10 protein-coding genes are annotated in these 14,739 nt (G+C 65.2%); all 10 read right to left on the bottom strand.

Annotation, left to right across the window (positions count from 1 at the left end; genetic code table 11):
* Positions 1-103 precede the first annotated feature (103 nt).
* Positions 104-1,699 carry an FMN-binding glutamate synthase family protein gene (locus HPY58_09715; protein ID NPV29908.1) on the bottom strand — a complete coding sequence of 532 codons (1,596 nt, stop codon included), beginning with the start codon at positions 1,697-1,699 and terminating at the stop codon, positions 104-106.
* Positions 1,700-2,031: 332 nt separating this feature from the next.
* Positions 2,032-2,673 carry a TetR/AcrR family transcriptional regulator gene (locus HPY58_09710; GenBank protein ID NPV29907.1) on the bottom strand — a complete coding sequence of 214 codons (642 nt, stop codon included), beginning with the start codon at positions 2,671-2,673 and terminating at the stop codon, positions 2,032-2,034.
* Positions 2,670-5,813, bottom strand: a complete 3,144-nt coding sequence (locus HPY58_09705; GenBank protein ID NPV29906.1) for an efflux RND transporter permease subunit — start codon at positions 5,811-5,813, stop codon at positions 2,670-2,672. Before HPY58_09705 ends, HPY58_09710 begins: the two co-directional genes overlap by 4 nt.
* Complete coding sequence (locus tag HPY58_09700) at positions 5,810-7,126, bottom strand: efflux RND transporter periplasmic adaptor subunit (protein ID NPV29905.1); 1,317 nt, start codon at positions 7,124-7,126, stop codon at positions 5,810-5,812. The genes HPY58_09705 and HPY58_09700 overlap by 4 nt, the downstream gene beginning before the upstream one ends.
* Before the next feature lie 257 nt (positions 7,127-7,383).
* Positions 7,384-9,051, bottom strand: coding sequence for an HD domain-containing protein (locus HPY58_09695; protein NPV29904.1), 1,668 nt, complete (start codon positions 9,049-9,051; stop codon positions 7,384-7,386).
* A 139-nt stretch (positions 9,052-9,190) separates the two neighbouring features.
* Positions 9,191-10,885 (bottom strand): hypothetical protein, encoded by a 1,695-nt coding sequence (locus tag HPY58_09690; GenBank protein ID NPV29903.1) that lies wholly within the window; start codon positions 10,883-10,885, stop codon positions 9,191-9,193.
* Positions 10,886-11,019: 134 nt separating this feature from the next.
* Complete coding sequence (locus HPY58_09685) at positions 11,020-11,415, bottom strand: hypothetical protein (GenBank protein NPV29902.1); 396 nt, start codon at positions 11,413-11,415, stop codon at positions 11,020-11,022.
* 47 nt (positions 11,416-11,462) lie between these two features.
* Positions 11,463-12,626 carry a DUF362 domain-containing protein gene (locus tag HPY58_09680; GenBank protein ID NPV29901.1) on the bottom strand — a complete coding sequence of 388 codons (1,164 nt, stop codon included), beginning with the start codon at positions 12,624-12,626 and terminating at the stop codon, positions 11,463-11,465.
* 174 nt (positions 12,627-12,800) lie between these two features.
* Positions 12,801-13,658 carry a decaprenyl-phosphate phosphoribosyltransferase gene (locus HPY58_09675; GenBank protein ID NPV29900.1) on the bottom strand — a complete coding sequence of 286 codons (858 nt, stop codon included), beginning with the start codon at positions 13,656-13,658 and terminating at the stop codon, positions 12,801-12,803.
* A gap of 146 nt (positions 13,659-13,804) precedes the next feature.
* Positions 13,805-14,739: hypothetical protein (locus HPY58_09670; protein NPV29899.1), on the bottom strand; the 935-nt coding region annotated here is incomplete at its 5' end.

Below are 14,739 nucleotides of genomic sequence, written 5' to 3'. Positions count from 1 at the left end.
CCGGAGGGCCAACTCCTCCCCTTCTCTCTGGTAAAATTTTCTTAAGCAAACAGAGGGCGCAGGGCGCGCCCTTTTCAGAAGCACTGCGGGGGTCCGGCCCCGCCTAAGAGCAGGACAGGGCTTGAGACGAGAGAATCTCTTCCACAAGCTCCTGGTCCAGGTCCATGATGTGCGGGATTCCCGTAACTTCGCTGGCCTCACGCGTCAGGGCGGCGATGTCGCTCCTGTCGATGTACTTCAGGGCAAACTTCCGCGCTCCGCACATCAGCTGGCGGAGCCCCTGGCTGAGGCGCTCGAAGTAGGTGTAGACCCCGATTGCCCCGGGCGGCAGCTTCGCGAAGTCCTGGCCGAAGCGCGCTTTAAGCTCGCCGCTCGTCACGAAGATCTGCTCCAGGGTGTCGCCGTACCTGGCATGCTCCCTGCTCAGGTTCCCCTCCGCCAGGTCGTGCCCGATCTTGCGCCCCACCATGGCCGCCGTGAGAGGAGCGCGGGCCATTCCGATCGCCCTGACGTAGGGAGCGCCGAGGGCGAATCCCTTAAACAGGTGATCCTCAAGGGTGAACCCGCCGGCAATGGCAACGCTCGGGATGAAGGCGCCGCGCGCCGCGAGGCGGTCGAGGCAGCGCACAAGGAGGGCCTCAATGTAGACGGTGGGAATCCCCCACTCGTTCATCATCCGCCAGGGGCTCATCCCGGTGCCTCCCCCTGCCCCGTCAACGGTGAGGAGGTCGAGGCGCGCCTCGGAGGCGAGCCTGACGGCGCGGGCAAGGTCGGCAGGGCGGTAGGCGCCTGTCTTCAGAAAGATGAACTTCGCGCCGAGCTTCCGCAGGTATTCCACCTGCTTCAGGAAGGCCTCCTCCTCCACCATTCCGACCCGGGAGTGGCGCTCAAACTCCTTGAAAACTCCCCGCTCGAAGTCCTTCTGCACCGCGGGGTCCTCCGGGTCGGGAAGGACGATGTAGCCGCGCCGCTTCAGCTGGAGGGCGCGCTCCAGAGAGGAGAGCTTGACCTCCCCGCCGATGTCCTTCGCGCCCTGGCCCCACTTGAGTTCGACCGCCTCAACGCCGAGCTTCTCAACGGCGTACTCAAGAACCCCGAGCCGGGTGTCTTCGACGTTGGCCTGGACCGCGATTGCGCCCCAGCCGTCGTACCAGTCGCGGAAGGCCTTGAGGCGCGCCTCCAGGTGGGGAGAGCGGGTCACCCTCCCGTTCTTCGTCTCCAGGTCAGGGTCCATACCGCAGACGTTTTCCCCGACGACGATCACGGCCCCGGAGATCGCCGCGCCTGCGGCCAGGCCCTCCCAGTGGATGCGGGCGATGTCGGTGGACCCCATCCCTGCAATGACCAGCGGCACCCGGAGCCTGATCTTCTCTGCGGCCCCGATCTCGGTGGTGATATCCACCGCCGGGAAGATGGCGCGGTCGCTGTCCGCCTCGACGCCAACGGCGCCGGCGGCGGTGCCCATGATGTTGAAATGGGAGAAGTCAACGGGGTAATCCTTTTCCGAAGCGGAAGTGGTTTTTCCAAAGGGCTGGGGGTAAAGCACCTCTTTCCCCCGGTAGGCGGACTTCCCCACCTCGCAGAGCCCCACGCACCCGTCCAGGCAGGTGGCGCAGAGCCCGCTGAAGGGGCAGACGCTTTCCCTGGTCCGGCTCCTCGTCAGGGTAGCAGCGCTGGCGTTGGGTTTGCTGAAAGACATCCTCAATCTCATCCTCCTTAATTCGATCTTTCTCCCTGCGCGCCCCTCTTTTTATCTCTTTTTTCCGGCGCAGGCAGGATATGCCCTGAGGAATACCTGTTTTAACAATCGTGTTTTAAAATTCGTCGAACAACGCGAAATTCCTGGCATCCAGTGCGATGTATACATGTATACATGATGGACGATCCAGTATTCACCACCTCCGGGAATTAAGGGAAGGCACCGGGAAGAGCTGACCCAAAAAAAGGCAGCCGGAAACTGCAGCGGGAAAATTGACAAGAGCCTCGTGTGGTGAGAGAGGGTTTACCGGAAAAAATCACGGGAAGAAAGCTTCAGTCCTGCGGAGGGGCCTGAAGCGCGAGGCCGCGGAAGAGGAGATCGAGGCCCTGCTCAAGCTGCGCCTGGAGATCGCAGGGAAAGCCGGGGGCATCTGCTGCAGCTGCCGGTCCGCCTGCAGGTGCGCCGGGAGAGCCGAGGAAAAGCGGGAGGCAGAGGGCGCCCAGCGCCCCCAGGAAAATTTGCGCGGCAAGCCGGGGATCAACGGGGCGGAACTCCCCGCGGGCGATCCCCCGCGCGATGATCCTGATCAGCACCGCCAGCTTCCTGTCCTGCGCCTCCTTCAGCCATTCTCCGGCCCAGGACGCGGGGCCTCCCTGCCCTTCAAAGAGGAGGCGGGCCAGGGCGCCGTGCTCCGCCGCGAAGCGGAAGTGGGCGCGGGCGATCTCGGTGAGAACTTCCCGGGCGGGGCCGGAAGCCTCCAGCCGCTTCCTGACGGCAGCCAGGTAGGACTCCATCCCGGCCCGGAGCAACTCCCGGAAAAGCTCCTTCTTGCTGGAGAAGTACTCGTAGACCGTCCCCTTGCCGACGCCGGCGCGGGCCGCGATCTCTTCAACGGTCGCGGGGTGGAACCCCTTGGCGGCAAAAACCGCCGCTGCCGCCCTGAGAATTGCCGTGCGCTTGTCTCTTTCCTTCACCTCTCAACCCCTCCAGGAAATTCCTCAAGCCCGGCGGCCTGGCGGGCGCTGCCGAACCGGCCCTGGAGCCGGCCCCCCAGGTCCTCCAGCAGGGTGTACACTACAGGAACGACCACCAGCGTCAGAAAGGTCGCCACGGTCAGGCCGCCGATGACCGCAACGGCGAGGGGAGCATCCGCCTCGGCCCCCTCCCCGATGCCGAGGGCGAGGGGAACCATCCCGAGGATGGTGGTCAGGGCGGTCATGAGCACAGGGCGGAGGCGCACCGGCCCCGCCTGCAAAATCGCCTCCCGGAGCTCCATCCCCCGCCGCCTCAAAGTATTAATATAGTCAACGAGGACGATGGCGTTGTTGACGACGATCCCCGCCAGCATGATCACTCCGATAAAGGTGGCGATGTTGAAGGTCTTCCCGGTCAAGACAAGGCCCAGCACCACTCCGATGAAGGCCAGCGGCATGGTGAACATGATCACGAAGGGATGGAAGAGAGACTCGAACTGGGAGGCCATCACCATGTAGACCAGAAGCACCCCGAGCAGCAGGGCAAACGTCAGGCTCCCAAAAGACTCCTTCATTTCTTTGTGCTCCCCGCCGTAAATGATCTCGTACCCCGGGGGGAGCCTGAGTGCGGCAAGCCGCGCCTGGACGTCCTTCATAACATCCCCCAGCGGGCGCCCCTTCAGGTCACCGGTGACGTAGCAGACGCGGGTCTGGTTCTCCCGGGTGATGATGGAGGGCCCCTCCACCTCCCGGAGTTCGGCAATTTCCCTCAGGGGAACGGCAATTCCCGCAGGGGAGGCAATGCGCAGGTCACCCAGATCCTGCACTCGCTGCCGCGCTCCCGGCGCGAGGCGCACCCTCAGGTCCAGCTCCTCCCCGCCGCTCCGGTAGCGGGTGACCACCTGCCCGAAGACCGCCGTCCTCAGCGTCTGGGCAACCTGGGCAGTGCCCAGGCCATAAGCAGCGGCGCGGTCGCGGTCCAGCCTTACCTCGACCTCAGGCTTTCCCTCCTCGAGGGAGGTCCTGACGTCCCTGGTGCCGGGGACGCGGCGCACCTCTTGAGCCACAAGTTCGGCCGCATTCTTGAGAACCCCCAGGTCCTCCCCCCGGACGGTTAGAGCGATGGGAGCCTCGGTGGGCATCCCGGCCATTTTAGGGTCAACCGCCGCCACGTCGATCCTGGCGCCGGGAATCCCTGCCACCCGGTGCCTGATTTCGTCCACAACGTCCTCGGTGCTCCGCTGCCGCTCCCGGCGCGGGGCAAGCTGCACCCTGAGCCTGGCCCTGTCGGCCTCTGCGGTGCCGAAGCCCCCCATCTCCTCGGCGGAACCCACGCTGACGAAGGTGGTCCTGACCTCCGGCAGGGAGGCGCAGATCTCTTCTACCCGGCCGGCCACCCTGCCCGTTTCCGCGAGGGCAGTCCCGCGGGGCATTTCAATCTTGATAGAAATCTCCCCGGCATCCATCTTGGGAAGAAACTCCACACCGATCACGGGGACGAGGGCGAGGGAAGCAAGAAAAACCGCAAGCGTTCCGAGGACCACGGCTTTCCGGTGCTCCAGCGCCCAGGCCAGCACCACCCGGTAGAAATCCCGGACCGCTTCCAGCCAGCGCCCGACGGCGCTGCTCGCCCGCCCCGCCCAGGTGCGGGGCTGCGCCGCGGCAGGAACTGCCGGGAGCAGCCGGTAGGCAAGCACCGGCACGAGGGTCAGCGCCACCAGGAGGGAGGCGAGGAGGGAAAAGGCAACGGTAAGGGAAAGATCCCGGAAAATCTGCGAAGCCAGGCCCTGGACGAAGACAACCGGGAGGAAGACGATCACCGTGGTGAGGGTCGAGGCGGTAATCGCCATCGCCACCTCCTGCGCCCCGGCCGTCGCCGCCTCCCACAGGGAGTACCCCTCCTGCCGGTAGCGGTAGATGTTTTCGAGCACGACGATGGAGTTGTCCACCACCATCCCCACGCCCAGGGCGAGGCCTCCCAGGGAGAGCATGTTCAGGGTGAGGCCCGCGAAGTAGACGAGGATGAAGGTGGCGATGATCGAGATCGGAATGGAGAGAGCGATCACGAGGGTCGTCCGGACGTGGCGGAGGAAGAGGAAGAGGATCAGAACCGCCAGCACCGCCCCGATCATGGCATTGTTCACAACGCTGTCGATGGCGTCACGGATGAACCTGGACTGGTCGAAAACCGTGTTCACTTCCACGTTGCCCGGAAGCTCCTTTTTCAAGGCCTCCAGCTCCCGCTTCACCCGCTCCGCCACCTGAACCGTATTCGCCCCGGACTGCTTCAGGACGTGGACCCCGACGCTGGGGCGCCCGTTCATGTAGGTCTCCTGGGCTGCATCAGTGTAGCCCTGCGCGATTTCGGCGACGTCTTTCAGGTAGACGACGCTCCCCTGGGGGGTAATCAGGGGAACGCCTGCCAGCTGCGCGAGGTCCCGGAACTCGCCGGTGGTCCGGATGACGAACTCCTTCTTCCCCTCCGCCAGGCTCCCCGCAGAAAGCTCCACGTTTTCGGCGCGCAGGGCCTGGGCCACCTGTTCGAGGGAGAGGCCGAAGGAGTCCAGCTTCACCGGGTCGACCAGCACGTGGACCTCGCGGGCGCGCCCCCCGGTGACGATCACCCAGGCGGCGCCGGGCAGGCGCTCCAGCCTGGGCTTCACCACGTCTTCGGCAAGGCGCGTCAGTTCTGCAAGATCTCTCCCGCCGCTCATCCCGACCTGGAGAACAGGCATCATCGCCGGGTCCATCTTAAAGACCATCGGGTTCTTCACATCTTCGGGGAGCATCCCCTTGATCATGTCGATCTTTTCCCGCATCTGGAGGGTGGCGAAGTCCATGTCCGTGCCCCAGGCAAACCAGAGGATGATCATGGAGGAGCCCGCCCGGCTTTCGGACTTGATGGTATCCACGTTGTTGACGGTCGCCAGAATCTCTTCGAGGGGCTCGGTGACGGCCTTCTCTACTTCCTGGGGGCCGGCGCCGGGGTACTCCACCATCACCGCGGCGACGGGGAGCTTCAGGTTGGGGAAAAGGTCGATGGCAAGGCGGCTCAAAGACACGCATCCGAGCACGACCAGCCCCAAAACCACCATAAAAACCGTAACGGAACGGCGCACGGCAAGCTCCGGGAGGTTCATGAAAGGGCCCCCTTCACGGCTACCCTTGCCCCATCAACCAGAAACTCCTGGCCGGAGACGACCACCTGCTCCCCTTCCCTCAACCCCTTCTTGATTTCCGTGAATTTCCCGTCGGAGAGGCCCGCCTCCACCCGGCGCTCCCGGGCGCGGCCGCCCTCCACCACATAGACAACGGCTCTCCCTTCCTTTTCCAGAACCGCCCCCACCGGCACCACGAGAACCTGCCGGCGCACCTCGGCAGTAAGGCTGACCTCGGCGAACATCCCGGGCTTGAGCCTGTGGCCGGGGTTGGAGAGGGTGATTTTGACGGGGAACATTTTGCTGCGGGGATCTGCCGCAGGGGCAAGGGAGGCAATCCGCCCGGTGAGGGGCTTTTCACTCACGGCCGCTACGGTCACCGGAACCTCCTGGCCGGGCCGGAGCCTGTTGACCTCGGCCTCGGTCACGCTCACCTCCACCTGGACCTGGTCGATGTCAATCAGGGTCAAGAGGGGCTGCGTGGGCGCGGCCATCTCCCCGACCTGGGCGGAACGCGCCGCAACGATGCCGCCGGCCGGAGCGGTAATCACCGTGTTGGCAAGCTGGACCCGGGCGGCCTCGAGGGCGGCGCGCGCCTGCGCGACCTGGGCCTCGCTCACTCCGGCAGCGGCCTGGTCGTAGCGGAGCTGCGCCTGCTCCAGCTGCTGGAGGGGAACCGCCCCGGCCTCGTACAGCTGCTTCATCCGCTCCAGGTTCCGGCGGGCGTCTTCGAGGTTGGCGGCAGCAGCCCGCGCCCCGGCCTCCGCAACCGCGAGGGCGGCCTCCGCCTGGCGCACCTGGGCGGCGATCTCCGCGTCGTCCAGGCGCACCAGAACCTGGCCCGCCCGGACGCGGTCCCCCACATCCACCTCGATTGACTTAATCCGGCCCGCGATCTTCGGGAGAACCTTGATTTCCACCCTGGGGGCAACCCTGCCGGTGAGCCTGACGGCGCGGCTCACATCCCTCCGTGCCACGGCGGCAACCTCTACAGGAACCGCCCCTGGCCCCTGCTCGGCAACCGGGGCCTCCCCCCTCAGAAAGCGGACGGCAAGGGGAACGCCGATTAAGACGGCGAGAACCGCCCCCGCGAGGAGCCAGCCTTTCACCCGGCCTTTAACCGGACGCGGCGCTCCGGCCCCCGCGCCGGCACCCGCCCGATCACCACCCCCCGCACCGGGATCTCCGGCTTCCCCTGCACCTGCCTGCAACGCTCTTGAAGCATCCAAACCCCCGGCCTCCGGCCTTTTCTGCTCCCTTTGACCCATTCCCGATTCTCCCATCTGCAGCTCCACCGTCCCTGACCCCCACACCTTCGATATTCTGAGCTACAGGCCGGGGCCGGCTCCGGGTTCCCGCCTCCGCCTGCAGCTCCCGGAGGCGCGCTCCGGGCCGACCGACCGGTCAGTCTTCCTTTCCCAATTTTAACCTCCTCGCTTCGGCCTGTCAAACATTTTCGCTCTGCCTTGTCACCCCGTCCCGCTCCGGTTCCACTTCCTGGATTTTTCATGCAAAGGCAAAAATCGGGCTGCATCTCTCCGCAGCCCGACATCTACCCCCTTGCCCCCTCATGAGTCAGCGAAGACAACACTTCTGCCAGCAGAGACATCAGGGTAGCTACCCCCCCCCCCGTTCTGGCAATATCTTCCATTTCATCAGCTGGAATCTGGAGGAAGGCCCCCACCACGCGCGGGTCAAACTGCCGGCCTGCCAGCCGCCGCAGCTCCCTTCGCGCCTGCCGGGAAGCAAGCGCCTGCCGGTAGGGCCTGGCGGAAGTCATGGCATCATAAGTATCGGCCACGCGGATGATGCGCGCCAGAAGCGGAATCTCCTCTCCCGCCAGACCTGCAGGATAACCGCCGCCGTCGTAGTCCTCGTGGTGGTGCCGCACGGCTGCAATGACCGCCGCCGGAAACCTGGCCGGCTCCAGAATCCTGACCCCCACCTCGGGGTGGCTCTGCATCTCCTTTCTTTCTTCTGCCGTGAGGGGCGCCGGCTTGAGAAGAACGTCTTCCCGCACGCCGATCTTGCCCAGATCGTGCAAAAGCCCGGCCAGGTAGACCTGTTCCTGCTCTTCGGCGCCAAGCCCCAGCACGCGGGCGCAGGCCCGCGCCCACTTCGCCACCCGCACGGAATGACCCCGTGTGTAAACATCCTTGGCCTCCAATGCCGCCGCCAGCGCCTTCACGGCGCTTAAATAATACTCCCGCAGCGACGAGTAGAGACGGGCGTTCTCCAGCGCCAGCCCCAGACTGGTGCCCAGCGTTGTTAAAAAAACGGTCTCGTCTTCGGTGAAGCGCGCGCCTCCCGGCCTGCCCGCTACGGTCAGCACGCCCGTCACCCTGCCTCCAACCGTGAGAGGGATGGCTACCGCCGGCCGCCTTTCTGCAGGCGTGCTTCCTTCGGGACGGCTGTCAAAGTGGGCGGCGCGGGCCTCGCGCTCAACAGCAGCGACTATTTCGCCTGCAGGCACAACCCGGAACTCGCTGCAGGACTCCAGGGTAGCCGCGGTTTCTGCTGCCGCAACCCCCGGCATCGCCTCGTTCAGCATCACCACCGACCCGCTGGTCGCTCCGGTCAACCCCAGCACCGCTGCCAGGGCCCGCTGCGCCACTTCGGCCACCTGGAGACTGCCAGAAACCGTCCGGCTAAATTCAAAGAGGGCGGCAAGCTCGTCCACCTTCCTCTGGAGCTCCTGCCTGACGTGCAGCAGCCGGGCCACGGTGTCCGCTGCCGCCTGGACCAGCGCCACGGCGGCCCGGAGCCGCTCTTCCGTCCAGACGGGCACCGCCCCGGCTGCCTCCCGAAGTTTCTTCAGGCCAAGGCCCGTTTCCCGGGCCAGCCGCGCCGCCGCCTCCTCTCTCAGCGGCCGCAAGGCTACGCCCCCGCCCAGCGCCACGGCCGCGATTTCGCCGCCCACCCGCAGGGGAACCGCGAGCTGCACCAGCCCGGCGTGGCAGGTTTGAAGAGCCTCCTTCCCCGCAGCCACCGCCGCCCGGGCGGAGCTCACCCATGAAGCCTCGCATCTGGCCCGCCCTTCCGGGCTGGTGTTGAGCAGGGCGCAGAAAGAGCAGAGGCCGGACAGTCTGGTCAGCGGACGCCCGTCCGGATAGGTGATCAGAGCCGCCAGCCCCAGGGCCCGGCTCATCCTTTCCTGAAGTTCCTGGAAATCGGTCTGCTTCAGCTTATGATAGTAAAGCGCTGATTTTCCTTCCTTCATAGGAATCATGCGCACCTTTTGCCGGCCGCTCTTTCTCGCCCGACGCGGCCCGGCAACGGCAGCAGTGCTAGAATACGACGAAGCCCGTCAGAATTCCTCCCCGGCAGTGCTGGGTGCTCAGCCTGGGCCGCAAGCGGAGTCACCTGCGGAGGTAGAGGAGGCTCCCGTCCGGGTAAACCTTGACCAGGGTGAAGCCGGCGTAAGCAGGGGGGCGGGTGAGGTAAAACTTGATCCACAACGGGTCGGCCTCGGGGAGGTTCCAGGTGATCCAGTTGGACAGGTAGAGGGCGCCAACGGGAGCGAGCCTGGCGACCTCGGGGAGGAGCGCCGGGGTGTAAGGGATTTTGCAGGCGAAGCGGTCCCCGTACCAGGCGAAGAGGTGCCCCTCGTTGGAAAGGACCACCCGGTCCGGGGGGACGAGCGCCGCCGCATCCCGGAGCGCCTCCGCCCGCAGCACCCGGGGGTGGGGGCCGCCCAGGTCGAAGTGAAAGTCAGGGCAGCCGGCGCGCGCCCCGAAGAAAGCAAACGCCCCCAGGGCAAGAATCCCCAGGACAAGGCGTGCCGGAGGCCGCGCCTCCGGCGCCCCGGGCGGGCGGGAGGCACGGCCCCATTCCGGACAGGCGGCAAGACAACCGGCGGCACAGGCAGCCGCCCGGCAAACGAGCCACCAGAGGCCCCCCGCCGCGTAGATCATGTAAAAGGGGGCGAAGATGATGAAGAGGCGGGGGATGTAGTGAATGAGAAGCAGGGCCGCCAGCTGGATCAGGAAGCAGGAGACAAGGAGCGGGCGCACCCCGCGCTGGGCGGGGAACTCCCCGTCAAGTGGGAGCGCCAGCGCCAGGAGAAAAGCCAGGAAAACGGGGAGAGCAACCCCGGTAAAGCCGGGGCTGAAAAGATCGCGTTGGAAGGCCTGCCACCCCGCGGCGACTTTGGCGCCGACCTCCTCCGGGTGCGCCTGCAGGAAGGCCGCCACGTCAACGCGCTCGGGGCGCATGTAGAGGCTGTAGCCCGGGTAGGTCCTGGTGAACATGGCAGGCTCGTATTTCTGGAGCGAGAAGAAGGGGTTTCCCGTAAGCAGCAGGTTGCGCCCCAGCCAGGGGCCGGCAGCAAGGAGAAAGCCGAAGAGGAAGAGAGCCGTGATGCGGAGCGCCTGATTAAATTCCCTGCCCGCGGACCGGCCCCCGTCTGCGCGGCTCCGCCGGGCGCGCCAGATGAGAAAGAGCAGCCCCGGCAGGAGAAAAAGGACGGCGTTGTAGCGGGCAAGATAGAAAAGGCCGGTCATTCCCCCCGCCGCCAGGAATCCCCGCCAGGAGCGTTCCGGCGCCCCCGTAAGCACGGCGACCCAGGCCAGCATCATGAGGAGGGCGAGGGGTTCGGTCAGCCCCGAGGTGCTGAAGAGCAGGAGCTGCCCGCTGAAAACGTAGAGGGCGGCAGCGGCGAGGGCAACGGGCAGGTTGAACCAGCGCCGCCCCAGGAGGAAAACGAGGCCGGCACCGGCCGCGAAGCAAAACCCTCCGGCAAGGGCAGACGCCTCGTCGATGAAGCCGAACAGGCGCTGGAACCCCGCGAGGAGCAGCGGCCACAGAGGAGCGCGCCAGAGATCGGGCTGGGGGACGCCGTGGTGGACCAGGCCGAGCGGGGTCAGGTACTGGGAGACCAGCCCCTTCCCCCGGGCAAAGTTCCGCGCAAGGCTGGCGTAGTCGAGGGCGTCGTTGTAAATGAGGCCCCGAAAGGCGGCCTCATAGTACCCGTGCCAGAACCAGAGGGCGGCTGCAGCGACGGCAAGGGCACCCGCGCCGGGCAGCAGCGCCCGCAGCACCACCCGGCCGTTCATCTTCCCCTATCTCCTCCCTCCCGGCGTCTTCTCGCGCTTCTATCTCTACTTCTCTATGCCGTTCTCCACACGGCCTCCTCCCGCCGCCTGCCCCGGCCGGGCTCCCGGCACCAATTCAGCGCCGGGCCGGGAGGCTATCTCAGCAGGAGCCAGATCCCCAGCACGATGAGCAGGGCGCCTCCGAGGTGGGCAAGGGTGAGCGCTTCCCTGAGGTAAAAGGCGCTCAAGAGGTAAACGAGAAGGAACCCGCCCCCCGCCATCACCGGGTAGGCCGTGCTCAAATTGAGGCGGGAGAGGACAACGCTGTACCCCACCAGCGCCAGCGCAAAGAGGACGACCCCGCCCCAGAAGAAGGGGTTGAGGGCGAGGCTCTTCAAAGTCGCCGCGATCCGGGCCGGGTCGAGGTGAAGCTCTCTTCCCCGCACCGCCAGCTTAATCAGGAAATTCGCGAAGGCGTTCAGGCCCATGCTCCCCGCCAGCAGCAGATAGGCAGGAAAGAGGGCCTGCGCCGCTCCCGTTGCTTCCGGCAAGAGCGCATCCCCTTTCAATTCTTTCCCTTCATTCCTTGAAAAAGCCTTTATTCTTCGCTCTGTTTTCTTTTTCCCATCTTGCTGCCTGAGCTTTTCCTCGCCCCTTCGCCTGAGGAAAAGTCTTTGTACTTGAGGAAGAGCTCCCCCCACCCCGTTGCCAGGAACTCCCGGATGCGGCGGCGCCCCACCGTCGGGTACCAGAGCCAGTCGTGGTAAATGTTCGAGGCGAGGGGCGCCCAGGCCGCCAGCTTCGTGTGCAGCAGGAGGCGCTCCAGCGGCCTTAAGGGGCCCTTCCGGATCATCTGGTCTCCCCAGATCACCAGGCTCCGCCTCACCCTGAAGCCGAAATCCACCCCCGCAACGTCTTCACCAAGCACCTCGATCTCCTGCGGGTCCGCCACCCCCAGGCCCAGCTCGTGGCAGATGCGCAGGTAAGGGATCTCCAGCGGCCGGAATCCCATGAGCCTGGCCGCGACCGCGTCCAGGGCCACCGAGTCCGCCCCGGCCAGGATGACGTTCTTCACCCGGGGGACCATCGTGCGGGGGCCCGCCCCGTCCCCCGCCACCGTCCCGTCCATCACCCCAAAGATGCCGGTGTGGATCTCCTGCTGGAGGATCATGAGGTCCGCCAGCACCTCGTGGATGTGCTTGTGGCAGTAGTGGCGCACCTCCTGGAGGAGGCCGCCGAAGGAGTTCTTAACGGCTCCGGTGGTGACGCTGTGGCCGTGGGTTTTCATGGTGGGGAGGTGGATCACCTGCTTTCCCAGAAAAAGCTCCGGAATGCAGAACCCCTCCGGAAAGATTTTGTCCAGCATCAAGAGCTTCCGCTGCGGCCGGAAGGGAACCCACTTCACCCCCGGGAGGGGGATGAAGTCGAGGCCGTAGCGGGCGAGGACGGGGAGCCAGGCGTTGTTGGCCGCCCCTTTCAGGGGATCGGTGACGACGGTTTTATTCTCCACAGGGAAAAGGTTTTCCCTCGCAAAGCCCTGCTTGAAAAGATACCGCAACACCCCCTCCAGCTGCCAGGGCTGGGTGGAGCAGGCGGGGAAATACTTCGTCCAGGAGAGGTTGAGCTTGATGATGGTTGGAGCAGCCCGGTCGAGCGCCTGCTCCAGGCCTGCCAGTTCCAGCAGGCGCTCGTAGTCCTCCAGAACGGTTTCCGGACTCGTCCGCAGGACGCAGACGCGCGCTCTTTTCCCGTGCCGTGCCATTCAATCTCCTCCAAACACCACTTCATCAAAACTGCCCTGTTCTGAACTGCCTCTTAAATCAGTTCCACAGGCCGCCGCCTTTTCCTGCCTCCGCCCCCGGCTTTCAACCGGAAAAAGCACCCCATTTTATTTCATCCGCCGCTGCGCCTGAAACGGAGCCCCGGCCAGCGCTCCCTAAACGGGGGCCCCGGGTGGGGCAAGGAGATAGAGAATCAGAAGGCAGGCGAGAATCCAGAGAAGAACCGTCGCCTGGAGGGGGCGGTCGCGCAGGAGCACGTCTTCAGGGGCGCCTCCCCCGTTCTGCTGGTAGACCACGTAGAGGTAGCGGAAGAGGCCGTAGAGGACGAAGGGGATCGTTGCCATGAGCGCCCTCGAAGTGGGGGCAAGGAAGGTGTAGAGGGAGTAAGACAGGATGGTGGCGGAAGTGGCGATGGCCACCATCTGGTCGATGAAGGCGAAAGAGTAGTGATCGAGCGCAGGGCGGTGCCCGGCGGCCGCCCGGCTCAGGAGGTAGAGTTCGTGGCGCCGCTTCCCCAGGGCGAGGAAGAGGGAAAGGAAGACGGTGCAGAGGAAAAGCCAGGGGGAAAGGGAAATACCTGCCGCGGCCGCTCCCGCCGCCACCCGCAGGATAAACCCGGCAGCTATCGTCAGAATGTCGAAAATGACCTGCTCCTTGAGGTAGAGGGAATAGGCGGCCATCAGCACGGCGTAGCCGAGAGCAACGAAACCCAGGGCCGGAGCAACCAGAAAAGAGCCCGCGAGCGCCGTTCCCACCAGGAGGAGGGCGCAAAGGAGGGCGGCCCTCACGGAAATCCGGCCCGCCGCAATGGGGCGGCAGCACTTCACCGGGTGGGCCCGGTCCCGCTCCCGGTCCAGGATGTCGTTGAAAACGTACATCCCGCTTCCAAGCAGGCAGAAGAGAGCAAAGGCCGCTGCCGTCGCCCCCAGCAGGGGAAGCTGAAAAGCGCTGCGGGAAAAAACAAGGGCGGCAAAGACGAAGAAATTTTTCAGCCACTGCTTCGGCCTCAGCATCAGGAAGAAATCCCGGAAGCTATCCCTCACGCGCTACCTCTCCCCGGGTTTCGATCATCCTTCAGGTACGATCACTATTCAACAGAGGGGGATGTTTTACCTTCCGGCGAGACAAAAAAGACGGGAGATGAAGAGCCGGGAGCGGTTCAGCGCTCGTAAGAAGCAACCAGTGTAATCCCCTCGGGGCGCGCCGCTTCCTCTGCCGACGGGTGGACGAGGTAGCCGAACATCACCTTCACGGCCTCCGTTTTAATCTGGGGCATCACCTGCCGCAGGAGGCGCACGAAACTCTTCACTTCCCGGGCATAGATCCGGTGCTTCACCTCTCCCAGCACGGTCACCCTGGCGCCGCCCCGCTTCCCAACCCCGTAAAGGTCGATTTCGTATTCTGTGCCGTTCACGGTAAAATGCCCCCGCTTAAGGCGGTCCACCTTCACCCCCAGGTGCCGCTCGAGGTACCCGGGGAGAACCACGCGGGCGATGTCTTCCAGGCCAAACCCAACCGTTTGAGAAAGGCGCCCAACCTCCTGGCGGGTCTTCTTCACCGCATCTGCAAGCTCGGCGACGGCCCGCTCCAGGCGGCCCATTTCCTGGCGCGTCTCCTTCTGAGCTTCGGCGAGGGCTCTCAGCTCCTCGCGGGTCTCCATGTGCGACTCCACGAGGGCATTCAAGGCCTCGCGGGTTTCCCTGTGAGCCTCAGCGAGAGCTTTGAGCTCTTCGCGGGTTTCCCTGTGGGACTCGGCAAGCTCCGCAAGGGCCCTGTCAAGGCGGGCCACCTCCTGGCGCGTCTCCTTCTGGGCCTCAGCAAGAGCTTTGAGCTCCTCGCGGGTCTCCCTGTGGGACTCGGCAAGGGCTTTCAGCTCCTCGCGGGTTTCCCTGTGGGACTCGGCAAGGGCTTTCAGCTCCTCGCGGGTTTCCCTGTGGGACTCGGCAAGCTCCGCAAGGGCCCTGTCAAGGCGGGCCACCTCCTGGCGCGTCTCCTTCTGGGCCTCTTTTAGAGCCTCCGCCAGCTCCCTGACCGCGCCTTTGAGCTCTTCGAAATCCTGCCTTGTCACCTTAATTTCGGCCATCCGCATGTCGA

The organism is Bacillota bacterium, assembly GCA_013177945.1.
GTDB lineage: Bacteria > Bacillota > DSM-12270 > Thermacetogeniales > Thermacetogeniaceae > Ch130.
This window is presented reverse-complemented; position numbering and strand designations above follow the sequence as displayed.